The organism is Paenibacillus spongiae (assembly GCF_024734895.1).
Classification (GTDB): domain Bacteria; phylum Bacillota; class Bacilli; order Paenibacillales; family Paenibacillaceae; genus Paenibacillus_Z; species Paenibacillus_Z spongiae.
The window spans coordinates 5,395,754-5,420,890 of record NZ_CP091430.1 but is presented as its reverse complement, the minus strand read 5'-3'; the positions used below and the strand labels follow the sequence as shown (position 1 = coordinate 5,420,890).

24 protein-coding genes are annotated in these 25,137 nt (G+C 52.4%); 13 read left to right on the top strand and 11 right to left on the bottom strand.

Going from position 1 to position 25,137, the window contains the following annotated elements; translation table 11 throughout:
• The first annotated feature begins 159 nt into the window (after positions 1-159).
• The 4 genes from L1F29_RS24575 (at position 160) to L1F29_RS24560 (ending at position 5,506) form a co-directional block, all read left to right on the top strand.
• Positions 160-1,704 carry a fumarate hydratase gene (locus L1F29_RS24575; protein ID WP_258384670.1) on the top strand — a complete coding sequence of 515 codons (1,545 nt, stop codon included), beginning with the start codon at positions 160-162 and terminating at the stop codon, positions 1,702-1,704.
• A gap of 49 nt (positions 1,705-1,753) precedes the next feature.
• Entirely contained in the window at positions 1,754-2,815 is a 1,062-nt protein-coding gene (locus L1F29_RS24570) for a bile acid:sodium symporter family protein (protein ID WP_309252335.1), read from the top strand.
• Positions 2,816-2,861: 46 nt separating this feature from the next.
• Positions 2,862-4,670, top strand: coding sequence for a two-component system histidine kinase PnpS (gene pnpS / locus L1F29_RS24565; protein WP_258384669.1), 1,809 nt, complete (start codon positions 2,862-2,864; stop codon positions 4,668-4,670).
• A 116-nt stretch (positions 4,671-4,786) separates the two neighbouring features.
• Positions 4,787-5,506, top strand: coding sequence for a response regulator transcription factor (locus L1F29_RS24560; protein ID WP_258384668.1), 720 nt, complete (start codon positions 4,787-4,789; stop codon positions 5,504-5,506).
• Positions 5,507-5,625: 119 nt separating this feature from the next.
• On the opposite strand, the gene L1F29_RS24555 is transcribed toward L1F29_RS24560, so the two are convergent.
• On the bottom strand, positions 5,626-6,495 hold the full coding sequence (locus tag L1F29_RS24555) for an AraC family transcriptional regulator (RefSeq protein ID WP_258384667.1): 870 nt from the start codon (positions 6,493-6,495) through the stop codon (positions 5,626-5,628).
• 163 nt (positions 6,496-6,658) lie between these two features.
• Here L1F29_RS24555 and L1F29_RS24550 point away from each other — a divergent pair, with 163 nt between their 5' ends.
• On the top strand, positions 6,659-7,738 hold the full coding sequence (locus L1F29_RS24550) for a Gfo/Idh/MocA family protein (protein ID WP_258384666.1): 1,080 nt from the start codon (positions 6,659-6,661) through the stop codon (positions 7,736-7,738).
• An 82-nt stretch (positions 7,739-7,820) separates the two neighbouring features.
• Here the strand turns inward: L1F29_RS24550 and L1F29_RS24545 are convergent, their stop codons facing one another.
• The 5 genes from L1F29_RS24545 to L1F29_RS24530 all read right to left on the bottom strand — a co-directional run bounded on the left by L1F29_RS24545 (position 7,821) and on the right by L1F29_RS24530 (position 11,844).
• Positions 7,821-7,961, bottom strand: a complete 141-nt coding sequence (locus L1F29_RS24545) for a DUF6254 family protein (RefSeq protein ID WP_258384665.1) — start codon at positions 7,959-7,961, stop codon at positions 7,821-7,823.
• Between the two features lie 120 nt (positions 7,962-8,081).
• Positions 8,082-8,186, bottom strand: coding sequence for a cytochrome bd oxidase small subunit CydS family protein (gene cydS / locus L1F29_RS34505; protein WP_373876430.1), 105 nt, complete (start codon positions 8,184-8,186; stop codon positions 8,082-8,084).
• A 15-nt stretch (positions 8,187-8,201) separates the two neighbouring features.
• Complete coding sequence (locus L1F29_RS24540) at positions 8,202-9,227, bottom strand: cytochrome d ubiquinol oxidase subunit II (protein WP_258384664.1); 1,026 nt, start codon at positions 9,225-9,227, stop codon at positions 8,202-8,204.
• Positions 9,224-10,579: a cytochrome ubiquinol oxidase subunit I gene (locus tag L1F29_RS24535; protein ID WP_258384663.1), complete on the bottom strand. Its 1,356-nt coding sequence runs from the start codon at positions 10,577-10,579 to the stop codon at positions 9,224-9,226. The genes L1F29_RS24540 and L1F29_RS24535 overlap by 4 nt, the downstream gene beginning before the upstream one ends.
• 515 nt (positions 10,580-11,094) lie before the next feature.
• A complete protein-coding gene (locus L1F29_RS24530; RefSeq protein WP_258384662.1) occupies positions 11,095-11,844 on the bottom strand; it encodes a 3'-5' exonuclease in 750 nt (249 codons plus the stop codon).
• Positions 11,845-12,111: 267 nt separating this feature from the next.
• On the opposite strand from L1F29_RS24530, the gene L1F29_RS24525 reads away from it, so the two are divergent.
• From L1F29_RS24525 to L1F29_RS24490, 8 genes are all read left to right on the top strand, one after another.
• Positions 12,112-13,365, top strand: a complete 1,254-nt coding sequence (locus L1F29_RS24525; RefSeq protein WP_258384661.1) for an MFS transporter — start codon at positions 12,112-12,114, stop codon at positions 13,363-13,365.
• A 222-nt stretch (positions 13,366-13,587) separates the two neighbouring features.
• Positions 13,588-14,250, top strand: coding sequence for a response regulator transcription factor (locus L1F29_RS24520; protein ID WP_258389795.1), 663 nt, complete (start codon positions 13,588-13,590; stop codon positions 14,248-14,250).
• 3 nt (positions 14,251-14,253) lie between these two features.
• Entirely contained in the window at positions 14,254-15,708 is a 1,455-nt protein-coding gene (locus tag L1F29_RS24515) for a sensor histidine kinase (protein ID WP_258384660.1), read from the top strand.
• Positions 15,690-16,460, top strand: a complete 771-nt coding sequence (locus L1F29_RS24510; RefSeq protein WP_258384659.1) for a hypothetical protein — start codon at positions 15,690-15,692, stop codon at positions 16,458-16,460. Before L1F29_RS24515 ends, L1F29_RS24510 begins: the two co-directional genes overlap by 19 nt.
• A gap of 99 nt (positions 16,461-16,559) precedes the next feature.
• Positions 16,560-17,324: a M15 family metallopeptidase gene (locus L1F29_RS24505; protein WP_258384658.1), complete on the top strand. Its 765-nt coding sequence runs from the start codon at positions 16,560-16,562 to the stop codon at positions 17,322-17,324.
• Entirely contained in the window at positions 17,321-18,628 is a 1,308-nt protein-coding gene (locus L1F29_RS24500; protein ID WP_258384657.1) for a CapA family protein, read from the top strand. Before L1F29_RS24505 ends, L1F29_RS24500 begins: the two co-directional genes overlap by 4 nt.
• A gap of 61 nt (positions 18,629-18,689) precedes the next feature.
• Complete coding sequence (locus tag L1F29_RS24495; RefSeq protein WP_258384656.1) at positions 18,690-19,346, top strand: N-acetylmuramoyl-L-alanine amidase family protein; 657 nt, start codon at positions 18,690-18,692, stop codon at positions 19,344-19,346.
• A 119-nt stretch (positions 19,347-19,465) separates the two neighbouring features.
• Entirely contained in the window at positions 19,466-20,143 is a 678-nt protein-coding gene (locus L1F29_RS24490; RefSeq protein ID WP_258384655.1) for a TerC family protein, read from the top strand.
• Between the two features lie 45 nt (positions 20,144-20,188).
• Here L1F29_RS24490 and L1F29_RS24485 read toward each other — a convergent pair whose 3' ends face one another.
• The 5 genes from L1F29_RS24485 to L1F29_RS24465 form a co-directional block, all read right to left on the bottom strand.
• Positions 20,189-20,788, bottom strand: a complete 600-nt coding sequence (locus tag L1F29_RS24485; RefSeq protein ID WP_258384654.1) for a response regulator transcription factor — start codon at positions 20,786-20,788, stop codon at positions 20,189-20,191.
• Complete coding sequence (locus L1F29_RS24480; protein ID WP_258384653.1) at positions 20,785-21,918, bottom strand: sensor histidine kinase; 1,134 nt, start codon at positions 21,916-21,918, stop codon at positions 20,785-20,787. Before L1F29_RS24480 ends, L1F29_RS24485 begins: the two co-directional genes overlap by 4 nt.
• Before the next feature lie 74 nt (positions 21,919-21,992).
• Positions 21,993-22,856: a DegV family protein gene (fakB, locus tag L1F29_RS24475; protein WP_258384652.1), complete on the bottom strand. Its 864-nt coding sequence runs from the start codon at positions 22,854-22,856 to the stop codon at positions 21,993-21,995.
• 87 nt (positions 22,857-22,943) lie between these two features.
• A complete protein-coding gene (locus L1F29_RS24470; protein ID WP_258384651.1) occupies positions 22,944-24,035 on the bottom strand; it encodes an AI-2E family transporter in 1,092 nt (363 codons plus the stop codon).
• A gap of 81 nt (positions 24,036-24,116) precedes the next feature.
• A complete protein-coding gene (locus tag L1F29_RS24465) occupies positions 24,117-24,965 on the bottom strand; it encodes a helix-turn-helix transcriptional regulator (RefSeq protein WP_258384650.1) in 849 nt (282 codons plus the stop codon).
• Positions 24,966-25,137: the final 172 nt, after the last annotated feature.

Here is a 25,137-nt window from a genome sequence, read left to right as displayed (position 1 = left end):
TGTCTGACCTTGTTAGGAGGAAGAAACCTCCTTTGCCGCAAAGGACGGCAAAAGCCGTTCTTCCAAGCTTTACAAAGGTTATACCAAACCGATGGTATATGCTATTATATTATATAGTTAAACTAGAAATGCGACTAGAGAGAGGAGTCAGCTGGACCCATGCAGCAGTTTGAACAAAGCGTCTATAACCTTATTGTCGAAACGTCCACCAATCTTCCGGGGGATGTACGCAAGACGATTCAAGCGGCCAAGGAGGCGGAAGACCGCGCAACGCGTGCAGGCCTGTCGCTTTCGACGATCGCTACCAATATTGAGATGGCGGAGAATAATGTCTCCCCGATCTGTCAAGATACCGGTATGCCAACCTTTATCGTCCATACGCCGGTAGGTGCCAACCAAATCGTGATGAAGCAGCAGATTCGCAATGCGATCGCGCGCGCGACGAAGGACGGCAAGCTGCGGACGAACTCCGTCGACTCGCTGACGGGGGCGAATACAGGGGATAATCTCGGACCCGGCACGCCGGTCATTCATTTTGAACAATGGGAGAAGGATGACGTAGACGTCCGCTTGATCCTGAAGGGCGGCGGCTGCGAGAATAAGAACATTCAGTACAGCCTGCCGACCGAGCTCGAAGGGCTTGGCAAGGCGGGCCGCGATCTGGACGGGATCCGCAAATGTATCCTGCATGCCGTATACCAGGCACAAGGACAAGGCTGCAGCGCCGGTTTTATCGGGGTGGGCATAGGCGGCGACCGTACGACGGGCTATGAGCTGGCCAAGCAGCAGCTGTTCCGCCACGTCGACGATGTGAACCCGATTCCGGAGCTCGCGCAGCTGGAGGATTACGTTCTCGACAATGCGAACAAGCTCGGCATCGGGACGATGGGCTTCGGCGGACAAGTGACGCTGCTCGGCTGCAAAGTAGGCGTCATGAACCGTCTGCCGGCGAGCTACTTCGTATCGGTGGCGTATAACTGCTGGGCATACCGCCGTCAAGGCGTCCTGCTCAATGCGGAAACAGGCGAAATTAAAGAGTGGATCTACCCGAATGGTTCAGATACACCGATGAAATCGTCCGCAGCGGATGCCGCAGCCGATGCGGTTACAGGCCAAGAGGAGCGCCGGGAGGTTGTGCTCCAAACGCCGATCACGGAAGAGCAGGTACGCAGCCTGAAAGTAGGCGACATCGTCATCATTAACGGCGAGATGCACACAGGCCGCGACGCCCTGCATAAGCACTTGATGGATCATGATGCGCCAATCGATCTGAATGGAGCCGTTATTTACCATTGCGGTCCGGTTATGCTCAAAGATGAGCAGGGCTGGCAGGTGAAGGCGGCCGGACCGACCACCAGTATTCGCGAGGAGCCTTATCAAGGCGATATCATCAAGAAATTCGGCATCCGCGCGGTGATCGGCAAAGGCGGCATGGGCGCGAAGACACTGGCCGCTCTTCAAGAGCATGGAGCGGTATACTTGAACGCGATCGGCGGAGCGGCGCAATATTACGCGCAATGCTTCAAGAACGTAAACAGCGTCGATTTCATGGAATTCGGCATTCCGGAAGCAATGTGGCATCTGGAGACCGAAGGCTTCGCAGCCATCGTCACGATGGACGCGCACGGCAACAGCCTGCACGCCGAAGTCGAGCAGGACTCGTTTGCCAAGCTCGCACAATTCAAAGAACCGGTATTCAAATAGACTACCCTCTGCTTAGCCGGGCTCTAACGACGTCAGCATCGGCAGCTCTTTGCCGCAGCTGACGCCGCAGGCGGGTGAGCGTCAGCGCTCGATCGCGGACAGCCTGATTGACAGAAGCGAAGCAAGAGAAGAAAAAGAGGGATGCGTTACGCGCAGTTTCGGATTGGCCTTCAACAGAAGGTTTGAACAATGGATGTTTCTTATTATCCCTGGATCCCTTGTCCTGGGATTTATTTTTTCATCGCATCTATCGCGGTTCGTGCCCGCTGTTCCGTATTTATTCGCTTATGTCACGTTGACGATGGCGATCGGCTGCGGTGTGCGCCAATTAGGGACGGTGCTGCGGCGGCCGGGCATCATGCTGCGGACCTTTATCCTTACGCATGTGCTATCGCCTCTGGTCGCGTATGGTCTAAGCTCGCTGCTGTTCGGCGCGGACTCTCCCTACGTCGTCGGCTTTGTCCTGTTTACCATCATTCCGCTCGGGGTTTCGACCGTCCTGTGGGTAGGCATGTCCGGCGGCAGCGTTCCGTTAATGCTGGCGATGGTTGTCATCGATTCCGCCCTTAGTCCCTTGGTCGTGCCGGCTGGAATTCATCTGCTGTTCCATACGGACGTACAGGCGGATACGATGCAGATGATGACCGATTTGCTCGTTATCATCGTGCTGCCGACGGCCGTCGGCGTGCTGCTCTTTGAGCTGTCCAAGGGACGGATTCAGCAGGCGGTTCAACCAGTCGCCGCGCCGCTGTCGAAGCTGTGTTTCGTCGCCGTCGTCGTACTGAACGCATCGGCTATTGCGCCTCAAGCGGCAGCCTTGAAGAGCGACCTGATCCGCATCGTGCCGCTTGCGGTCCTTATGGTCGGCATTTGCTACGCGATCGGATTCATAGGTGCGCTTCCATATAAGAACGCTGAGATTATAACGACTGTTTCATATGCCTCCGGAATGCGCAATATATCACTAGGCATTGTGCTTGCAATGGGTTACTTCAGCCCGCTGGCCGCCGTCCCGGTCGTATTGTCGATTCTGATTCAGCAGCCGCTCGCGACGCTGCATCATTATGTTTTACACAAACTTAACAATCGAAAGACTGGCGCGCACGGTTAGGGACAGGTACGATTAGGGACAAGTGACATGCTGGAGGACGAGGAACATGAACAGTTTTCGAATGCGGCTGACCATGATTATGATTGTCATGGTCGGATCATCAGTGCTGGCCGCCGGGCTGCTGATGGGCAAGACGTTCAAGGATAACCATATCGAAGCGCTCCAGGATAATATGGTGCGCGAGATGAACATTATTCTTAGACAGATGGAGTGGCGGCATGGCGAACCCGATACGTTGTACAATTATTATACGGAGCAAGCCAAACAGCTCAAGCAAATTACGGATGCCAGGGTTACGTTCATAGACGGGAACGGCACGGTTCTTGGCGATTCGGACCATGATCCGCGGACGATGGATAATCATTCCGACCGGACCGAAGTGCAGGAAGCGAAGAAAAGCGGTGTCGGCCGGACAATCCGGCATAGCGATACATTGGACCAGAATCTCTTATACGTAGCTAAGCGAGTAGACCCCGATAATCCGGATTCGGATATGATCCGGCTTGCGCTCAGCTTGAAGACAGTGGATCGAAGCGTGCAGCATATTTGGGCCGTGTTGATCATCGGCTTATTGATTCTATTCGTCATAGCTGCTCTGGTCAGTTACCGGATCGCCCGGGGGCTGACGCGCCCGCTGGAGAAGATAACGGAAGTCGCCAAGCGCATTAAGAACATGGAATATCAGGCACGCGTGACGTTCAAGAACAAAGACGAGATCGGCGAGCTCGGCCTTGCGATCAATGCGATGGCAGACAGTTTGCAGGTGCAGATGTCCCGCATTAACCAGAACGAGAATCATCTCGAAAGCGTCCTCGACAACATGATTGACGGGATCGTGATGATCGACCGTACGGGGCGGATCGTCTTATTGAACCGGTTCGCCGAAGAGGTGCTCGGCATTGCTGCGCAGGAGCTTGTTGGCCGCCATTTCGCGGAAGCGAAGCAGCAGTTCGAGCTGACGCAAATCATCCAGGACGGACTGGAAAGGAAGGAACGCCTCAGGGAAGAGATGACCTTCTACTTTCCGGAGGAGCGGCTGCTCGACCTGAACCTGGTTCCGATCTTCGAGGACAATGAAGAATTCAACGGGGTGCTGCTCGTTCTCCAGGACGTCTCGGCCATACGCCGGCTGGAGCGGATGCGGAGCGAATTCGTGGCTAATGTTTCCCATGAGCTGAAGACGCCGCTTGCGGCGGTTAAGGGCTTCGCGGAGACGCTTCTCGGCGGTGCGGTTAACGATCCGGAGACGACGCGCTCCTTCCTGCAGATCATTTATGACGAGAGCGACAGGCTAAACCGTCTAATCGGCGATATATTGGAGCTGTCCAAGATCGAGTCACGGCGCATTCCGCTGCAATTCTCGCCTATCGAGCTGCCGGGCTTCATTGCGAAGATCGTGGAGCTCATGGCTTCGGAAGCCGCGCGCAAGCATATCACGCTGATCATGAACGTGGAGGAAGGGCTCTTCGTCGAAGCGGATGAGGATCGGCTCAGGCAAATCGTGATGAACCTGCTCGCCAACGGCATCAGCTATACCGCCAATGGAGGCCGGGTTACGATCATGGTTGAGCCTGTTATGACGGACCATATGCTAGATCAAGCGGATGCGGATTACGATCATATCCGAATCAGCATCTCCGACACCGGCATCGGCATTCCGAAGAAGGATTTGCCTCGGATATTCGAACGGTTCTACCGGGTGGACAAAGCGCGTTCGCGAGGTTCAGGCGGCACTGGTCTGGGACTGTCGATCGTCAAACATTTGGTCGAGCTGCATAAGGGTACCATCATGGTAGAGAGTCAAGTCGGCATCGGTTCGACCTTTACCATCGAATTGCCCGTTGTGCAGGAGTAAAGCCAGGACGGGCGGGGTACAAAAAGGTTTACCCGCCCTGATTAAAAATGTTATGATTACTTTTGTTAAGGCTAAGTAATGTGCTTAAGGAACAAGCTAGGAAGCTGGGGGTTCTCATGTCGCAAAGAGTGCTAGTCATAGAAGACGAACCGACGCTGGCCAGGCTGCTCTCCTACAACCTTACGCAGGAGGGGTACGATACGACAGTCATCGACCACGGCTCGGAAGGGTTGCAGGTAGCGCTGCAGCGGACATTCGATTTAATTATTCTGGATATTATGCTGCCGGGAATGAACGGGTTTGAAATATTATCAAGGCTGCGTCAAAGCGGCAACCGTACACCGGTTGTCGTGTTGACCGCCCGTAACGCGGAAGAGGAAGTCGTGCAAGGACTGCGCCGGGGAGCGGACGATTATATCACCAAGCCGTTCGGCGTCGCAGAGCTTCTCGCAAGGGTGTCGGCCGTTCTCCGCCGGACCAATAACGAGGAAGGCAAAGTGCCTGAAACGACCGAGAAGGTCATTACGGCCGGGGATCTGTCCATCTATCCGGAGAAGTACGAGGTTATTCTCAACGGGGAGACGGTGCCGCTTCGTCCGAAGGAATTCGAGGTGCTGCTGTATCTGGTTCAACGGCCCGGCATGGTCATTACGCGGGACGATCTCATGAACGTCGTATGGGGCTTCGATTACATCGGCGGCCAGCGTACGGTGGATGTCCATGTCAGCTCGCTGCGCAAGAAATTAGAACTCGGCCAGCAATCGGTTCAGATTGAATCGATCCGCGGGGTCGGCTACAAGCTCGTTATGCCAAAAAAGCTCGGAGCTCCGAAGTAATATCGGTGAACCGGGCTTTTTCGTTGCGTTACATGAAGTTCGGCCTGTGTCTGCCGGTCAGCCCGCGCAGATTAGCAGTGGCTGATGCCTGCCATGATCTGCATAACTGGGGTCGTGCGTTATTGACGCCCCCAGGCCAGCATCCGTTTTTGAAACTGCTTCGGGGAGCAGTCGTTATATTTCTTGAACATTTTATAGAAATGGGCCATGTTGGGCATGCCGATATGGTCGCCCACGGCTGACACACTCATATCCTTCGTGAGCAGAATGCGCTCCGCCCATTTGATTTTGCGGTAATTGACATATTCCGTGAAGGATAATCCGATCGCCTTCTTGAAGAACTTAACGAAATAGTAATAGCTCATATTGGCCAGCTTGCACACTTCCTCGACCTGAATGCGGTCGGTCAAGTGATTCTCGACATAATCGAGAACGGCCCGCAGCCGCGCACGATCGAAATCTTCGCCCTCCATCAGCACTTTCTTCGTATCGTTCCGGATAATAAGCAGGAGAAGCCTCTTGATGATCATGTTTACGGCAAGCTCGTAGCCGATCTGCTTGAAGGTGACTTCCTTGAAGATCGCCCTGATGCAGTCGGCGGCCTCCAGCCGGGCATGCTCGTTCTCGCGAAAGATGTAGTTCGCCAGGCTGAGCGGCGATTTCTCCTCGGAGAAGTAGCGCATATAAGGCATCGTGCTATGGTCGAAAAATTGCTCCAAATCAAATTGCAGCACAATATAATTCATCGGCAATCCGAGGCTCCGGTCACGGTGGAGCTGCTTGGCGCCAATAATGGCGATATCGCCCGCGTTCAACCGATGCACTTCATCCTCGATATATACGTCGAGCATACCATCATTGACCAGAAGAAGCTCAAGCTCGCGATGGTAGTGCCAATTGATGAAAAAGTCATGATTGCGCTGCGATTGAAAGACTTTAAGGGACAAAAGAGGGTTTTCATAAGCGACCTTCTCATTATAAAATTCCACGCTACCACCTCTCAACTTGACAAAATCACATAAAAGCTTCGCCATTCCGAACCTAGTAATTCATCTATCGTTTCAACTATACTTATTCTAGTGCATTGCGCACAGTCATTCAATGTAATATTACGACGATCTAACCGATTCGATATGGAGGTAGAAGGAAATCATGTCTAAAGTACGTATTGGTATCATCGGCTGCGGCGGCATCGCCAATGGCAAGCATATGCCTAGCCTCTCCAAAGTGAAAGAAGCCGAAATGGTGGCGTTCTGCGATATCGTCGTTGAGCGTGCAGAAGAAGCAAAAGAGAAATACGGTAATTCCGATGCAAAAGTATATAGCGATTACAAAGAACTTCTGAAGGATTCTTCCATCCAAGTCATTCACGTTTGTACGCCGAACGACTCCCATGCAGAGATTGCGATCGCTGCAATGGAAGCGGACAAGCATGTACTTTGCGAGAAGCCTATGGCTAAGACTGCAGCAGACGCTCGCCGTATGCTGGAAGTTTCGAAGAAGACCGGCAAGAAGCTCAGCATTGGCTACAACAACCGTTTCCGTACGGACAGCCGCGCACTGAAGCAAGTTTGCGAGTCGGGCGAGCTGGGTGAAGTATACTTCGCCAAAGCACACGCAATTCGCCGCCGTGCGGTTCCGACTTGGGGCGTATTCTTGGACGAAGAGAAACAAGGCGGAGGTCCGCTTATCGATATCGGTACGCACGCGCTTGACCTTGTTCTTTGGATGATGGACAACTACAAGCCGAAGGTCGTTCTTGGCCGCGCTTACCACAAGCTGTCGCAAACCGAGAACGCTGCGAACGCATGGGGTCCATGGGATCCAAAGAAATTCACCGTTGAAGATTCCGCTTTCGCCATGATTACGATGGAGAACGGCGCATCGGTCGTGCTTGAGTCGAGCTGGGCGCTGAACACGCTTGAAGTTGACGAAGCGAAAGTTACCCTCTGCGGTACTAAAGCTGGCGCAGACATGAAGAGCGGTCTCAGAATTAACGGCGAAGAAAACAGCCGTCTGTATGTGAAGGACATTGAGCTGAACAGCGGCGGCGTGGCGTTCTATGAAGGCGCAAGCGACGATCCTGCCGAGCTGGAAGCGCGCGCTTGGATCGATGCCGTACTGAACGACAAAGAGCTGATTGTAAAGCCGGAGCAAGCGCTCGTTGTTTCCGAAATTCTGGAAGCGATCTACGAGTCTTCCCAAACAGGCAAAGCCATCTACTTCGACTAATTGGCTGCACGAGCATAAAACAAGAAGGCGTCTCCCGTATTCACGGGAGGCGCCTTTCTCGCTTTATTACGCCAGTTTTCGCTTATTCATGATTCCGGAATCCGGCTCCATTGGAGGTGGATTCGTTGTAGATCTCAGCAAACGATTTGATCTTGTCATGCGGTTTTCGGTTTTGCTTGCGGCTTTTCCATGCGCTTTGGCGCCGGCCTTGGGAAGATGTCATCGTATGAGCGCTCCTTTCAATCATGACAGCTGCAAAGGGGAGGGAATGGCTTGTTCCCTCCTCATTAGATTGGGCGCATTCCGGCCGAAACATACGAAGGCGGGAGTGGTTGAATAATCCTTACATCTTCTTGGTCTTCGGTTTGCGCGCTCCCCACCAGAATAAACTGCCCACCGCAGCAGCATAAACGAGGAACGGAGCAATGAATATGCTAAAGTTGTCCATTTGCGTACCTCCTAATCAATGATTTTCCCGTTTGCCCTGGACGTAATTGGCGTCAAATAAGAACAGCCTCATGAGCAAATACAGAGAAGGGATGAGCAGCATCAAACCAAGGACAAATACGGATATGAGCCCGATCGCCATCGGTTCGCTGGTGAAGTTATCGTAGATCGTCAAATACGGATACAGAATGTATGGCAAGTGTCCGGCACCGTAGCCATAGAAGGCGAAGCCGAACTGCAGCATAACGAATACGAACGACAAGCCGAGCCGCTTCTTCGTCCATACCAGATAGACCGCAACCAGGAAGCAAATGAACGAAGCGACGAACATCCAGGCAAGGTCCAGCATCCGCTGAAAGTGCTCCGGATTATGACTGGAGATGGCGAAGAAGACGAGAAGACTGCTCAGGATTGTCGGTGCGCTCCAAGCTAGCGCGTATTTGCGCACGACCTCGAATGCGTTCACGTCTTTGGCCCGGGCGGCGTAATAAGTCAAGAACATCGCCGATATATAAAGCACGCTGACGATCGCAAGCAGAACGACGGTCCACGAATAGGAGCTGGCGAACAGCTTCTCGAACAGGAAGGTTACTTTGCCGCTGCTGTCAACTTCAATATATCCGCCCTCTGAAATGGTCAGCACCGTCGACAGTGAGGCGGGGATAAGAAGTCCGCTGGCACCGTACAGAAACATATAGGCAGGCTTGCTTCGGGTTCCGTAGCTGTTGAAGGCGTAATACGCACCCCGGATGGCAAGCAGGATAATGGCAATGCTGCCTGGAATGAGCAATGCGGTACCGAAGTAATAGGCGGTATCCGGAAAGAAACCGACGATCCCGACGAAGAAGAAGACGAGAAAGACGTTCGTTACTTCCCAGACAGGGGATAAGTAACGTTCGATAATGTTGTGAATCAGGTGACGCTTGCCGGTAATCGAGCTGTAGAAGCTGAAGAAGCCGGCGCCGAAGTCGATGGACGCAATGATCAAATAGCCAAAGAGGAAGGTCCACAGAACCGTTATACCCAATACTTCGTAGCTCATTTATCTTCCCCTCCCGGGATCAGTCTATCCGCCATCTCAGCTTCTGCCGTATTGCTGCGGAACATACGGATGAGAACGCGCACGACGGTAATGGCAAGGACGATATACAGCAGTGCGAACAGAATAAGCATCGTGTCAACGTGAGTCGATACCGTCGCGCCCTCCGATGTTCGCATGATGCCGCGCAGGATCCATGGCTGGCGTCCAACCTCGGAGAAGATCCACCCATGCTCGATGGTCAACACTGCGAGCGGCGCAGCAACGATTATAGAGCGCAGCATCCATTTGGACGTATAAGCCTTGTTTCGATTGCGCCACAGAAGAATCATGAAGACGGCTGCGATAAGCGTCATGATCGCGACGAATGCCATTTTTGAATCGAACAAGTAATGAATCCATAATGGCGGATGCTCATCCTCGGGAATATCATTGAGCCCGATCACGACCGCGTTTGGATTGCCATGGGCCAGGATGCTGAGCGCGAACGGGATTTTCAAGCCATATTTGATCTCGTTATCTTCGGTCAGAATCCCTCCAAAAATAAGCGGAGCTTGCGCGGTCGTTTCAAAATGCCATTCGATGGCGGCCAGCTTCTCCGGTTGGTATTTGGCCAAGTATTTACCGGACAAGTCGCCGATCATGGCGCTGGCGATAATGAACACGAAGGCTGAGACCATGGTCAGTTTCAGCGCTTTCTTGTAATAGACGTGATTGCGTCCCTTCAGAAGCGACCAGGCGGCGATAGCGGCCAGTATGAAGGCGCAGGTGAGATATGCGGTAACAAGCACATGTGTCACCTTCGTCGGCATAGCAGGACTGAGCATTGCGCCGAACGGAGAAATATCGACGATTTTGCCACCCTCAACCGTAACGCCGACCGGCGCATTCATAAATGCATTCACGATGGTGATGAAGAAAGCCGACCCCGACGAACCGATGACGACCGGTATAAGCAGCCAGAAGTGAACCATCCGGTTCTTGAACCGGTCCCACGTATAGAGGTAGATTCCTAAAAATATCGCTTCGAAGAAAAAGGCGAACGTCTCCATAAATAGCGGAAGCGCGATCGATTGCCCGGCAACGCGCATGAAGCTGGGCCAGAGCAAGCTGAGCTGCAGACCGATTGCCGTTCCGGTAACGACACCGACGGCGACCGTTATGACGAAGCCGCGCGCCCAGCGGCGGGCCAACAGCAAGTAATGCGGATCATCCCGTTTGATTCCGATCCATTCGGCTAAAGCGATCATGAGCGGAACACCGACACCGATGGTGGCAAAAATAATATGAAATCCGAGTGTAAGCGACGTGAGTATCCGACTGTAGAATACCGGGTCGTAACCACTTAACAGCATGCGAATCCCCTCCTGCATCAAAAAGTATCATCGTAATTCGCGATTAAAATAAATAACGTGACAAGGACATGAGCATAATAATGGCAACGCCGATACATAAGTAAATGAGGCGCTTCTCCTGCTTACTCCCTCGGCTCTCCTTCGGCTGCTCCATGAAATCATCCCTTTCTGCATGTCATTTGGAAGTCAACACCTTCGATTAGCTATAGTATAACCACAATCTGTGATTTATTTCACAAAGATTGTGACAACAGGTTGAATAAACAATGGCGAAGTATTGAAACGTTTCCTGTGTACCGTATCTATGATCGCTATGAACGCACCTTTACATTTCAAAGCAATGGAGGGAACGGAACGATAAAGAATCGCTTGAAGATGTGACCTTTAAGGACATTGTGCTTTACCGTACCCGTCTGGCACAGCAAGCCGTTCTAAAGATGCTCAGAAAAAAGAATGCCAACCCATCGGCAGGCAAGGCCGGTAGGTTGGCAATCTTTTTTTAGAGGCAGAGACGCCTAATTCGTAATCTCCGCTGCGAAATATTGCTGAAGCTCGTTCATTTTTCTCGTATCGTCCAGCGGCAATTTGTCTTTGAGGTAGTGGGTGACGACAAGCTCCCATTGCGGGACGATCTTCTGCGCGCGCATAGCCCGTACCGCCTGCTTCACCATCCGGCGCTCCTTCGCATTCGAGTAAACGTCCTTGAATTGCTGCTTAAGGTTGAAATCGAGCTGATCGAATATCGCTTTGAAGACCTCAGAAGTCATTCGTGCATCGTCGAGCGCCCGGTGCGCGGAGCCCTCCGGCGTGATTTCCAGATCGGCCAGAGCCGCTTCGACGCTGACGTCATTCGTAATTTTTTTGTAGCGCAGAAATCCCTTCAATAAATCGAAATAGGAGGCCGACATCCAGTATGCGTCGTTCAATTGATGCATTCGCGTGTCGTATATGATCCGTTTCAAGTCCTCGCCGCCCCATGTGACAAGCAAGAAGGATTCGCTTCGATCCAGCCAGCGGACGAAATCGCCGATAACCTTGCGGAACCCTGAAGCTTTATCAATGGATTCTTGAGGAATTCCGGTTTTTTTCTTAATAAAATCATTCAGTTTAGCAAAATAGACCGGTTTGATCAAAGCCGAGAATTCATCGACCTGCTCCAGCGCGGCATTCAATCGGACAGCCCCGATCTCGATGACCTCCATCGGTTTATCGCTGGCAAATTTACGTCCGTTGAATTCAATATCCAGTATGATATAGTCTGTCATGAAAAGCCTCCACTCGTACAATTACCTCTCATTGTAGTATAGCTTGAGCATCATGTAAAATGTTCACGCATCCATAAAGGTGGAAATGTTGGGAATCCAAATGAAAGCCGTTTCAAAAAACGCCGGATTTCAAAGGCAATCAGCCGTAGAATCACGCAAATGCGGTTTTTTCGTTCAAAATGAACTTCGGGCGGCGAATAAGCTTCCTACCCCTATGTTACAATGTTGCCAATACGGCGATTGGTAAATTCAGGGGAGGCCATCTCGATGCAGCCAGGCATACGATTAAGATCCGTTTTTGCAAGAAGAACCAGCTCTTCGGTATCGCCTGATCTTCGATTGGGAAAGGAAGCGCGGATCTCGCTCGTTATTCACGGCTGCTTTCAATTCGGCGCCTCCATGTCAGCGCTGTTCCTCAATCTGTATTTGTGGCGACTGACACAAAATTTGACGGTCAACGGCCTCTATTACATTCTTCTCTATGCCTCCGTCCCGGGGACATTCGTGCTGGGTGGATGGATCTCGAAGCGGAAGGACCGGATGGTCACCTATAGGATCGGAATTCTGCTGATCGCGTTATTCTATCTGATGGTGGTCATTATGCAGGAGAAGGTCGTGAATTATTACGTCCTGTTCGCGATCTTCAACGGACTCTCATCCGGCTTGTATTGGTCCGGCTTCCTGGTTCTGCAATACGATGTTTCGACCGATACGAACCGCATCCGGTATTTGGCCATCAATATGATTGTCTTTAACTTCGCCGGTCTGGTCGGGCCGGCTCTGGCAGGCTACGTCATCCAGCGCAGCAGCGGGCTGCAGGGATATATCTTCATCTTCATCTTGGCGTTCTTGATGTTCCTCATCGCGGCGGTCGTCAGCTTCCGGATCCGTACCGTCGATACCCATCATCGGGCATATCATCTCAACTTAATGGGACTCGTCATGCGCAAGAACAGGCGTTGGTTTAAAGGACTGATCGCCTTTTTCGTGCTGGGCTTGTTTCAGGGCGTCATGCTGTTCCTGCCGGGCATCCTGCTCTACGGGGCGGTAGGCCGGGAAGATTGGGTCGGCTATCTGGGCGTCTTCTTCTCCGCGCTAACGGTCGCCACCGGCTATGTCATCTCCCGCAAAGCCCGGCAGGAGAACGTGAGAAAATATATGCTGGCCTCGTCGACCGGAACCTTGCTCGGCGCGTCCTTCCTCCTTATAGAAGTTCAATTGTGGTCGGTCCTGATTTTCATGATCTTATTCTCGATATGCAACCCGCTTGCCATCAATACGCTGACCTCGTACTATTACCGGCTGATGGGGACGCTTCCGCTCAAGGGGCAGCTGCGGGAAGAGTCGGTGGCCATGAGAGAGGTGTTCTTGAACACAGGGCGCGTGATTTCCATTGCATCGCTCATTATACTCTCGCAAGATCTGCAGTCCTATTGGCTGCCGGTGGTCCTGGTCGGATCGGCAGCGCTCCAATATACGCTGCTTGCGCTTATGAAGGAACAGGCGCAAGCTCCGCGATAACGCCGTTTGAATCTAATCCTTTCCTTCGCCCGCATCGTTATAGGGATGTGAATTCCGGGTGCGGGGGCGGAACACTCCGCCTGCGCAGCAGCCGTGTTCAAGCTTGGGTTTGCTCTGCAAAAAGGGCATTGGGATCGTGACAAATATTGCTCCTGTCAGGACCTTGGCATTAAGGTTAAAATAAAATTGGCAGGTTGGCGGATTGCGAGAAAGGTGAAGCGGATGGACGGGAAGAAGAAAATATTAATCGTCGAAGACGACATCAATATTTCGAAAATTATAAAAATGAATCTGACGATCGTGAACTATGAAACGACGGAAGCGTACGACGGGCTTGAGGCGCTTGACGCCATTAAGAACGGGAATTTCGATTTGATCTTGCTCGATGTCATGATTCCGAGGCTGGACGGATTTGCGCTTATGGAGCGAATACGTTCCACCGGTATACCGGTCATCTTCTTGACAGCGAAGAACTCGGTGTTCGATAAAGTGAACGGGCTCAGGCTGGGGGCGGACGATTATATGGTGAAGCCCTTCGAAGCCATTGAGCTTCTGGCGCGGATCGAAACCGTGCTCAGAAGGTACGGCAAGGAGGAGACGATCATAGCCTTCAAAGCGGTAACCGTCCGCCTGGACAAGAGAGAGGTCACGGTTAACGAGATTCCCGTCGAGCTGACGCCCAAGGAGTATGAGCTGCTGGTCGTCCTGCTGAAGAACAAGAATATCGCGCTCACCCGGGAGCAATTTCTGGACAAGGTATGGGGCGGCGATTATTACGGGGAAACGAGAACCGTCGACATGCACATCAAATCGTTAAGGAAGAAACTTCAGCTGCAGGATTCGATCAAGACCATCTATAAGATCGGTTATAGGCTGGAGGAGTAGCCGATGAAATTCTGGCAGAAGATTTATCTGTTCTCCATCCTTTCCTTCGTCCTTATTTTTAATGCCGCCTCCATTATGGTTATCGAACGCAATCACAGCAAGATGCTCCAGCAGGAAATCAATCATACGCTGAGCGCCAACATGAGTGTGAATTCGAGCGTTAACGCCATCATTCCGATCCTGCGTATATACGATTCCATCGATTATGAGAAGACGGTGCTGACGAATATCGCCAAGGAGTTCGTCGATAAGAATCGGGATTCCAGCATTTATCTGGAGATCATGAACGCCAAGAAGAAAACCGTCTACAGCAATACGGATTTTGCCATGCCATCCGAACGCAAGGAGCTGGTTGATCTTCAAGCGGGCGAAATCAAATATATCCTGCGCGATATCGGAAGCCGGACGCTGCTGTTTACGACGAATCTAACGGATATTAACCGTAATCCATATATTTTTACGTACATCAAGGATGTGACGCCGGTCTATGCGGAACGGACGGAGCAATACCGTTTCTTCGCGAAGGTGGACTTGGGCGCTTGCCTGTTTTTTATGATCGTCATGTTTTTTATTAGCAAGGGGCTGACGAAGCCGATCGATCAGATGGTGAAAACGGCGAAAGTGATTGCGAAGGGGAATTTCTCGGAACGGGTGCAGCTGAAATCGAAGGACGAGATCGGTGTGCTGGCGGCTAATTTTAACGAGATGGCCGCGGTGGTGGAGGACAAGATCAACATCTTGGAGCGCAACAACAGCGAGAAGCAGCGCTTTATCAATAACATTACGCATGAGCTCAAGACGCCTCTGACCTCGATCATCGGCTATGCAAATTATTTGCGGGTGACCAAGTACGATGGAGATACGTTCCTGGACGGGCTGAACGTCATCTACAGCGAGGGCAAGCGACTGGAAGCTCTATCAGCCAAGCTCATGGATTTAATTGTCCTCCATGAGGATCAATTCGTTATGAAACGCGAGAATCTAACCGGCATCATTCTCGAAATCGAGCCATCGCTGGCCATGAAAGCCAGAGAGAAGCAGATTCAGATTCGCCTGGAATGCGAGGATTGCTATCTGATGCTCGAGAGGGATCTCGTTAAGATCCTTATATTTAATCTGGTGGACAATGCAGTAAAGGCCTCCCCCAGCCATGGAAGCATTACGATTCGAACCTATGTGCATGAAGGAACATGCCGCTTGGAAGTGATCGATCAGGGAACCGGCATTCCGAAGGAGCATCTGGACAAAATCTTCGAGCCTTTCTATATGGCCGACAAAGCCAGAACAAGGAGCAGCAATGGAGCGGGGCTGGGCTTGTCGATCTGTCAAAGCATAGCCGGCATTCATCACGCCGCCATCGAAGTGGAAAGCGAAGCCGGGTTAGGGACGGCCATGACGGTTGTGTTCACAGAGGCGGTTGTTCAGCGGGAGGTGGGCGAATGGCAATCTTACGGATAGGCGGCATTATGATGGCGGCTTGTCTTCTTTTGACCGGCTGCAGCAGCTTTTACACGAGTATAGCCAAGGACACGGTTATGGTGAAAAAAATAAATCAGGAAGCGCAGCCGGCCGAAGTGGAGTATAACGGGGTGCTGTCGGAAGACACGTTACGATCGTTAAGCGTCAGCGCGGTCAACAGCCATTACGGGCATAATTTGTCTCTGGAGGATGTCCAGTTCGAAGGATTCGCCATGGATCAGGCCCAGATCAAACAACTGCTGGCCCGTGACGGGAGACAGTACAAAACCGATCAAAGCTTTCTCGTCGAATACAAAACGCAGCTCGCCAAAGTATCCAAAGGAATCTATATTCTATCGGTCATGAACAAATATAATGCCACGGATCTCTATAATGTCGTCATGAATGCGGCGGACGGCGACGTCATCGGGATTTCCAAAGTCGATTTCGTCAAAACGGCAGTCAAGGATAAGGGATCGCGGGCGCTTCGACTTGACGAGCTGGCTATCATTGCGGAACCGTTTATCGCGAATATGGACGGCTATGAGCCGGACGGTCTGGAGCTGGACGATACCTCGCTTTACATGATCGGGGAAAAGACGGAATTGCGTTATAAGGCCAAAGGAACCGATGATATCGTCTTAAGCCTGTTAATCGATTTGGAAACGCGGAAAGTTACCGGTTTCTATAAGGACATCATGACGGCGCTGCAAGATATCGTGAACAAGTATGCGTACCGCATAGTGGATTAATCTTTTACAACTCCATTACAACTCCATCTAACTTCTTATATGTGCCGGTATTAAACTGGGATTCGTAGGTTTACGACACAGGATAAGGAGCGGCAATAGATGGATAAAACCAGAAGGATGCTGATCGTCGGTCTGGCGGCTTTAACCGTCGGAACGACAGCCTGCGGCGGTTCGGCGGACAAGCCCGCGGATCATGAAGGGCAGCAGAATGGATCTGCGCAAGACCGGAACAAACCGAATCCCGCGAAGACGAAGGCCGTTCCGACGGGTGAAGGGGAAGGAAGCGCCGGCGATGCCTCGATCCAGGTATTCGTGAATAAACGGTATGAGCTGGCCGAGGATTATGCCCCCACTGATCTGGTCGATGTCGAGGTGCCGACCGTTCTTCGAAACCCGGAGGTCAATCAGCTCAGAGAAGAGGCTGCCGAGGCGCTCAAGCTGATGTTCGGCAAGGCCGGAGAAGCCGGTTATAAGCTCTATGCCCGTTCGGGCTATAGATCCTATAAAACGCAAGAAGCGCTGTTCGACCGTTACGCTGCCCGGGAGGGAGAAACGGCTGCAAGCCGATTCAGCGCGAGAGCGGGGCAAAGCGAGCATCAGACGGGTCTGGCCATGGACATTACGAGCGACAGCGTAGATTTGCAGTTATCGGAGAATTTCGGGGAGACGCCGGAAGGCAGATGGGTGAGCGGCAACGCCCACAACTTCGGATTCATTATCAGGTATCCCAAGGATAAAGAAGAGATAACGGGCTACATGTACGAGCCATGGCACCTTCGGTACTTGGGTGCCGATATGGCGGCGAAGGTATACGAGAGCGGATTGACTTTGGAAGAATACCGGAATGCAGGGGACGCATCATGAAGCGGGCCGGCCGGGTGAATAGAAGATCGGCTGCCGCGGTTCTACTTGCGTCTGTTCTTGCTGCCGCTGTCGGAATTGCGGCGGTTGTATTCGTTATCTTGCCCAATCAAGAGAAAGCTGGAACGTCCACGGGCGGCGTCATCAAGCCCGGACATCTTCCGCCTGTCATGGATCGCGAATCCTATATCGACATCAAGCTCGCGGCCGCAGGCGACATTATGTTCCATAATGCCCAGCTGGCGAGCGGATACGATGCCAAGACGAATACCTATCGTTTCAATTCGGTGTTCGATGCCGTGAAGCCGATCATTAGCGCTGCCGATCTGGCGATTGCGAATTTCGAAACGACGACCGCCGGCCCGGATACGCAGAAGTACAGCGGATACCCCCGCTTCAACTCGCCCGACGAGGTGCTCGACGCCATCAAATATGCGGGCTTCGATATCCTGTCAACCGCCAATAACCACAGTCTGGATACGGGAAGGGCGGGCTTGATCCGGACGGTGCAGATGATCCGGCAGCGCGGACTGGATACCGTCGGCACGTATGAGAAGCGGCCCGATACGAGGGTGCTGATGAAGAACGTGAAGGGCATTAAGCTCGCGTTCATGTCCTATACGGAGAGCGCCAACGGGCTGGAGGGCTCCCTCACGCCCGAGGAGCTGGACACGATGATCAATATGGCGGATGAACTTAAGATGAAGGAAGATATTCAATACGCGAAGGATCAGGGGGCGGACGTCATCATTGCCTTCCTGCATTGGGGGAATGAATACGAGCGCACGCCGTCCAAGAAGCAGGAGCAGCTGGCCAAGCTGCTGGCGAAAGCGGGCGTCGATATTATTTTGGGAAGCCACCCTCACGTTATTCAGCGATCCGAACAGCTCGGCGGCAGAAGCAATAATGCGTTTGTCATCTATTCCATGGGCAATTTTATTTCCAATCAGCGCTATGAAACGTTGAACAATGCGTATACCGAGGATGGCGTCATTGTCCTGTTCGACATCCAGAAGAACAAAACGACGAATCAGACGAGGATCATTAATATCGATTATGTGCCGACCTGGGTATACAGAGATATGGAGGACGGGAAGCAGGCGTACACGTATCAAATTCTTCCTATCCTGAATTACATGGACAGCAAGCACATCTCGAATGAATTCAAAGCGCGGATGCAGCGTTCCTATAAAGATACGATCATGCAGCTGGAAGAGGTTCCGCCGGCATATAAAACCGCCGCAGGCATTGAACCCGAGCGGAGCTCGTCCACCGGATCGGAAGGAGTTTATGATGAGAAGAAATAGAGGTTCCCTACGAGCTGTTATCTTCATGCTGGGTGCCCTTCTATTAGTAGGGGGAGCCTTGATGAAATATAATCAATCGCAAGCGATGCAGCCGGCGCAGGAGTCCAAGCGGTCCGGGAATGATACTGCGGCGGCGGTCGCCAAGACTGCTGCCGACAGCAAACCGAATAACGCCTACAAGATCGTGATCGATCCGGGACACGGAGGCAATGATCCGGGAGCGGGCGGCGTGAGCGGGAAAGAAGAGAAGGAATATACGCTTGCCCTGTCTCAAGAGGTCTATGAGCTGCTCCAGCAGGAACCGATGTTCGAACCGTATATGACGCGTGACGGGGATACGTTCATGGAACTGGACGATCGGGCGAAATATGGCAACGATCTCGATGCGGACGCATTCCTCTCGATTCACGGCAATACGTACACGGATTCGAGCATAACCGGCACGGAATCCTATTATTATTCGGATAACAGCCGGCTGCTCGCGAATACGATTCACAAGGAGCTTGTGGAGGCGACAGGTTTTACAGACCGGGGCGTGAAGAAGGAGGCTTGGCGTGTACTGACGCAAAGCGAGAAGCCGGCTATTCTGATGGAGGTCGGTTTCCTCACCAACAAGGAGGAAGAAGCGAAGATGCTCGATCCTGCTTCGCGGAGCCGTGTGGCTCAGGCGATCGTGGAAGGTTTGAAGCAATATTTTCAGGAAACGGGCGGTCAATAAGCTGCCGCTGGCGATAGTCTCACCGGGTGATTGTATTCCCATGGAACAAATGGGGTACTATCATCAGGTGGGGCTTTTTTTGGCCGCAGTTCATTTCAGATCAGGGAGATGGTATCCGCTTGGAGCTGTTTAGTCTGGAATTATGGACGGCGCTGCTGTCGATTGTCGTCATCGATCTTGTGCTTGCTGGGGACAATGCGATCGTGATCGGCATGGCCGCACGCAGCATTCCCAAGGAAGATCAGAAGAAAGTCATTCTTTTGGGGATGGCTGGCGCTGTCGTCATTCGAGTTCTGGCTACGCTAGGGGTCGTATACTTACTGAAGATACCGGGGCTGCTTATTATCGGAGGCCTTCTTCTCATTTGGATCGCCATCAAACTCGTTGCGGAGGATAAGGAGCAGCTCCACGTTACGGCTGGCCATAACATAGGGGCGGCTGTCCGGACGATCATCATAGCGGATGCCGCAATGGGGCTGGATAATGTACTGGCTGTGGCGGGTGCGGCACAGGGTCATCTTCTGCTCGTTATCGTGGGGCTGATGATTTCGGTGCCGGTCGTCGTGTGGGGAAGCACCGTCGTGCTCAGGCTTATCGAAAGATTCCCCTGGATCATTATTCTCGGCTCCGCCGTATTGGGGTGGACGGCATCCAAGATGTTCGTGAGTGAAGCCATACTGGCTCCATTCTTCCGTAATCCTGTTCTGAAATACGGCTTCGAAGTGCTGATCGTCGCCTTCGTCGTCGTTGTTGGACTGCGGAAGAAGAGCAAGGCTAATGCTGCGCATACTCCATAAACCAACAAGGGGCTGACCCATAAGACCCGCTTATGGGCTAGCCCCTTATTCCATCCATCCCTTTTCCTTCGTGCGGGTAATGGCTTCAATCCGATTCTTCACGCCAAGTTTGTCCAGCATGCCGGAAATATAGTTGCGTACCGTGCCGTTCGTCAGATACAGCGCTTCGGCGATTTCCTTCGTTGTCTTGCCGTCGGCGACCAGCGACAAGACTTCGATTTCCCGCTCATTGAGCGGATTCTCCTCGTTATAGGCATCGGCAACGAGCTCGGGAGCGAAGATGCGTTTGCCGGCCATGACACTGCGGATGCAGCTCGCTAATTCTTCGCTGGGGCTGTCCTTCAGCAAATAGGCGCTGACGCCGGCCTTCAGAGCGCGCTCGAAATAGCCGGAACGGGCGAACGTGGTCAGAATCATGACTTTGCAGCTCATCCCGCGGATTTCTTCGGCGACGTCCAATCCGCTTTTGCCGGGCATCTCGATATCCATAACGCATATATCGGGCTCCAGCTTCTTGATGAGCTCATGCGCTTCGTCGCCGTTGCTTGCCTTGCCCACGACGACAAAGTCATCCTCCAAATCCAGCAGGGAGCCGAGAGCGCCCAGCAGCATCCGCTGATCCTCCGCGATTACGATTCGAATCATACACTATCACCCGCTTCCTTCTGCTTATTCACCCGGGGTACCCGGATCGTAACGATCGTACCTTTCTGCGAGGTCAAGCTAACCGTGCCATTGATGAATTCCAGCCGCTCGCGCATCCCCTGCAGCCCGTTTCCGGATGGAATATGTGCTGGAATGCCGATGCCGTTATCGCGTATGCGTATGAGCGTATCCGTCGGAGATTGCTCGATCAGCATATCGCAAGCGGTAGCTTGACTATGTTTCACGATGTTCGTGACGGTTTCTTTCACGCACATGCTCAGGACATGCTGGATGAACGGCGGGACATCCGCAAGCCTGACGTCGCCGCTGTATTGAAAATCAATGTGAGCGGCCTCCAGCATCTGCCGGGCATGGACGATTTCATCCGCAACCTTGACGCCGCGCATCTTGGATACGAGCTGGCGGACCTCCTTCAGAGCGGTTCTCGCCGTTAAGTTCACGTCTTTCATTTCGTTTCTGGCCTGATCCGGGTTCTTGTGCACGAGTCTTCCCGCCAGATCGCTCTTAAGGCCGATTAAAGACAGCTTCTGTCCGAGCGTATCGTGAAGATCGCGGGATATCCGCTGCCGCTCTTCCTGGATGACAAGCTCGGCGATTCGTTTATTCGCGTATTCCAGCTTTTCCTGCAGCTCGCCACGCCTAATCTGTGTATAAGTATTCACCGGCAGCAGGATGGATCCGATCAAGCATAGAATGATGAACGGAAACTGATTGATGAAAACGCCATTCTGCGTAATGAAGCTGTAGTTGATGGTAATGAAGACGCAGGTCAGATGAATGGCGTACAGAACGAAGAAGTGGACGCGCATGCGGATATTCCCGATGAAGTAGGCGATGAAGAAAGCCAGATACACATAATCGTACAGCAGCGTCATCACGGCGGAGATTCCGATCTGGACGAACGTCCATACATATAATAACGTACGGTTGGTCGTTTGGGAAAGCTGGCTTGCGATGACAAAGGCGATCATCAGGACGATTCCGATCCAGATCCGGTTGAAGGAAGAGTATTGAAAGATAAAGTAGAAAGGCAGTATATACAGCAGTGCCCAAATATAAGGGATAATTCCTGTTCCCTTGGGCAGTACGCGGAACCATCTCGATTTCATAGGTGCCTCCAATACCAAAATCATCCGCTTCGTAACCAGTCTTGAGCGGCTACGCGGCGGATGATGCGTCAGAATTAATCTGTATAATAGGAAAAACCGATAGCGCTTGGGCCGGTATGCGAGCTGATGACAGGCGTCGTCAGCTTGATCCACGTTGACGTATAACCTGAAGCCTTCTCGATTTCATGCTTCAGCTCTTCCGCCAAGGACGGGTTATCCGCGTGCGAGATGCCGACTCCGCGAATCGTTCTTCCGCTTGTTTCTTCTTCAAAGCGGCCGATCAGCTTCTTAATCAGCTGTGAGCGGGTCCTTACCTTATAGACCGGCGTGTAGACCCCGTCCTGCAGCATGGCGATCGGCTTAATATTCAATATCGAACCAAGCAGCTCCTGACCTCGTCCGATCCGTCCCCCCTTGGCCAGATGCTCCAAGCTATCCACCACGACAAAGAGTGACGTCTGCTGAATGATCTTGGCCAGGCGATCCTTGATTTCCGCTATGGTTGCGCCCTGGCTGGCCATCTGTGCGGCTTCAATGACTTGAAAGCCAAGCGCCTGCGACATCATCCGGGAGTCGAATGTCTCCACGTTGGCGGCGGACATGGCAGCCGCCGATGAAGCTGTTGCGTAGGTGCCGCTCATATCGCCCGTCATATGAATGGACAGAATGGCATCTCCGTTCTCGCCGAGCCTGTCGTACGTTTCGAGGAACGTTCCGATGCTTGGCTGCGAGGTAAGCGGCAGCTTCTTGGAAGCTTTCATTTTGTTAATAAAGGACAGCGTTGAAATATCGCTGCTTTCCGTGAAGGTCTCTTCATTCAGCGTAACTTGCAAAGGGATAACCGTAATGTTGTATTGGTCGATGATGAATGGAGACAGCTCTGCAGTCGTGTCGGTAACGATTCTTATCGTAATGACCCACACCTCCCCTTGGTACATTTTAAGGCAGGGCTCGTCTGCGAGACAGTAGCAAATGTTAAGTCTTCCACATGACAATTGTCATATGGAAGACGGAGCTCATGCAGATTATGGAACCGGGTTCGAATTTCGAAGCTTGATGAAGCGGTACACGTTCGTAACGACGATCTTGGTAACCGCATAGGTCGGAACGGCAAGCAGCAAGCCGACCGGTCCTGTAAGCGTGCCGACGACCAGAAGGAGAAGGATGATCGTTAGCGGGTGAATCTCCAGCGTCTTGCCCATGATTTGCGGCGAGACGAGGTTGCTTTCGATCTGTTGGGCTACGATGGTGACAATCAGCACCTTCACCACCATACCAGGCGAGTCCCCCATTGCAATGAGCACGGCCGGTGCGGCGGCGATGAAGGCGCCCACGTAAGGAATAACGTTCGTCATCATGGCGGCAAGGGCCAGTAGCACCGCATAGTTGAGTCCGATAATCAAATAGCCGATAAGCAGCAGCACGCCGACGCAGATCGCAACGGTTATTTGTCCGCGGACATAAAGACTGATCGTTTCATCCATCTCGGATAACAGCTTCCGGCCGTCCTTCCGGTTCTTCTCCGGCAGGAGCTTCACAAGCCCTCCGGACATCTTCTCGCCGTCCTTAAGCACGTAGAAGAGGATGAACGGAACGACGACCGCGAGCAGGACCAGATTGGTCACGAAGCCGATGACATACGTAATGTTGGTGCCAAGCAGGTCGACCAGAATCATGGCAAATTCGGAAGCCTTGGCAGTGAGCTGTTGGAGATTCAGATCGAAGTTCTCCAGCAATTTGTTAAACCATTCGCTGCCGGCAAGCTGGTTGACTTTGGAGATCGCCGTCTGGAGAAGCGACGGCAAGCTCGCGGCCAGATCGTTGAATTGGCGCTTGATCATCGGATACACGAAGATGAACAGCAGCGCAAGCAGACAGGTAATCGCCAGGTAGACGGTGAGAATGGCGAGCGTTCGCGGTACGCGCTTGCGGGTCAGCAGCTGGACGATCGGGCGCAGCAAATAATAGCCTATGCCCGCGATCAGCAGCGGGGCAAACAGCGTCTGGAACATGACGGCCAGAGGATGAAAAATAAAATTAATTTTTACTCCGACCCAAATAATGAGGAAAATCAGTAAAATTCCGTACCCGAAACGAAAAAATTTGGAGTTAGGCACATGTAACCTCCAGTCTGCTTCAAAATATTATTACCCGGTAGAGCTCGTACTACCCTATAATACCATGTTCTGAGCGTCAATTCACGGCTGACCGTCAGGAGGCTGCTGCGTCATGCTGCGGTACTTGCCGGGTGTCGTTCCCGTCATTCTCTTGAAGAGAGTGAGGAAGGACGTCTCGCTCTTGTAACCTACCCGTTCTGCAATGTCCCTCAGCGGCAGCCCGGTAGTTTGCAAGTAGCGCTTGGCAACCTCCATGCGGCATTGGATAAGATATTGGATCGGGCTGATTCCGACCTCGTCCTTGAACAGGTGGGCAAGGTGATATTCGTTGACGTACGTCAATTTGGCTAATGTCGCCAGAGTGATGTCCGTATAATAGTTTTCCTCCATATACCGCTTTGCGGTCGGGACGGCTGCATGGGAAGGCCTCTTATCTGGTACGGGGGCGGGAGGGTAGTAGACTAGCCGGGCAAGGCGGGCAAAGAGGATGCCGAGCATATGCGTGGCTATCGACTGCGCCTCCGGATACCTCTGCCTGTATTCCGCCAGTATATCCTGTATCCATTGTCTGAGCGGCAGATAGTGCTCCTTCAATTCGATGATCGGAGGCCTCCCGGGATCGAGAAAATAATCGGCGGGAAGCCCACGGAGCTGCAGTTCGTTGAATGCAAGAAACAGAGCCTTGAAGGGATGGCGAATGGAACGTTCCTCATGCCATACCCCTCGGTGATAGAAGAGCATCGTCCCGGCCTTGGCCTTGTACGTGCGGCCGTCAATTCCGAATGCCCCTTCGCCTTCGATAATCAAGAGCAGCTCGCTGTTGCTGTCATGTCTATGAAGGGGGAAGACGAACGGGTCGTCGTCCGTCTTCTCGATGGCGAAGCCGTCTATGAAGACGGGCGGGCTCAAAAACAGCGAATCTCCTTCCATTTCCTTCACCCCTCGCAAGATTCGATAATAGAAACACAAGATCGCTTATTGTTGGCTGGACGGATAATCATTAAATTTAGTGTAGGAAGCGCTTTACGCTTCTAGCTATAACCTTATCGTACGTCAGGCCAATTTTCAAGAAACGATAATGACATGAGCTCTAGGAGGTAAC

Bases quoted from the DNA above. Each gene is read 5' to 3' on its own strand.
- L1F29_RS24575 (WP_258384670.1), top strand. From the start codon at position 160: ATGCAGCAGTTTGAACAAAGCGTCTATAACCTTATTGTCGAAACGTCC.
- pnpS (WP_258384669.1), top strand. From the start codon at position 2,862: ATGAACAGTTTTCGAATGCGGCTGACCATGATTATGATTGTCATGGTC.
- L1F29_RS24560 (WP_258384668.1), top strand. From the start codon at position 4,787: ATGTCGCAAAGAGTGCTAGTCATAGAAGACGAACCGACGCTGGCCAGG.
- L1F29_RS24550 (WP_258384666.1), top strand. From the start codon at position 6,659: ATGTCTAAAGTACGTATTGGTATCATCGGCTGCGGCGGCATCGCCAAT.
- L1F29_RS24545 (WP_258384665.1), bottom strand. From the start codon at position 7,961: ATGACATCTTCCCAAGGCCGGCGCCAAAGCGCATGGAAAAGCCGCAAG.
- cydS (WP_373876430.1), bottom strand. From the start codon at position 8,186: ATGGACAACTTTAGCATATTCATTGCTCCGTTCCTCGTTTATGCTGCT.
- L1F29_RS24540 (WP_258384664.1), bottom strand. From the start codon at position 9,227: ATGAGCTACGAAGTATTGGGTATAACGGTTCTGTGGACCTTCCTCTTT.
- L1F29_RS24535 (WP_258384663.1), bottom strand. From the start codon at position 10,579: ATGCTGTTAAGTGGTTACGACCCGGTATTCTACAGTCGGATACTCACG.
- L1F29_RS24530 (WP_258384662.1), bottom strand. From the start codon at position 11,844: ATGACAGACTATATCATACTGGATATTGAATTCAACGGACGTAAATTT.
- L1F29_RS24525 (WP_258384661.1), top strand. From the start codon at position 12,112: ATGCAGCCAGGCATACGATTAAGATCCGTTTTTGCAAGAAGAACCAGC.
- L1F29_RS24520 (WP_258389795.1), top strand. From the start codon at position 13,588: ATGGACGGGAAGAAGAAAATATTAATCGTCGAAGACGACATCAATATT.
- L1F29_RS24515 (WP_258384660.1), top strand. From the start codon at position 14,254: ATGAAATTCTGGCAGAAGATTTATCTGTTCTCCATCCTTTCCTTCGTC.
- L1F29_RS24510 (WP_258384659.1), top strand. From the start codon at position 15,690: ATGGCAATCTTACGGATAGGCGGCATTATGATGGCGGCTTGTCTTCTT.
- L1F29_RS24505 (WP_258384658.1), top strand. From the start codon at position 16,560: ATGGATAAAACCAGAAGGATGCTGATCGTCGGTCTGGCGGCTTTAACC.
- L1F29_RS24500 (WP_258384657.1), top strand. From the start codon at position 17,321: ATGAAGCGGGCCGGCCGGGTGAATAGAAGATCGGCTGCCGCGGTTCTA.
- L1F29_RS24495 (WP_258384656.1), top strand. From the start codon at position 18,690: ATGAAATATAATCAATCGCAAGCGATGCAGCCGGCGCAGGAGTCCAAG.
- L1F29_RS24485 (WP_258384654.1), bottom strand. From the start codon at position 20,788: ATGATTCGAATCGTAATCGCGGAGGATCAGCGGATGCTGCTGGGCGCT.
- L1F29_RS24480 (WP_258384653.1), bottom strand. From the start codon at position 21,918: ATGAAATCGAGATGGTTCCGCGTACTGCCCAAGGGAACAGGAATTATC.
- fakB (WP_258384652.1), bottom strand. From the start codon at position 22,856: ATGTACCAAGGGGAGGTGTGGGTCATTACGATAAGAATCGTTACCGAC.
- L1F29_RS24465 (WP_258384650.1), bottom strand. From the start codon at position 24,965: ATGGAAGGAGATTCGCTGTTTTTGAGCCCGCCCGTCTTCATAGACGGC.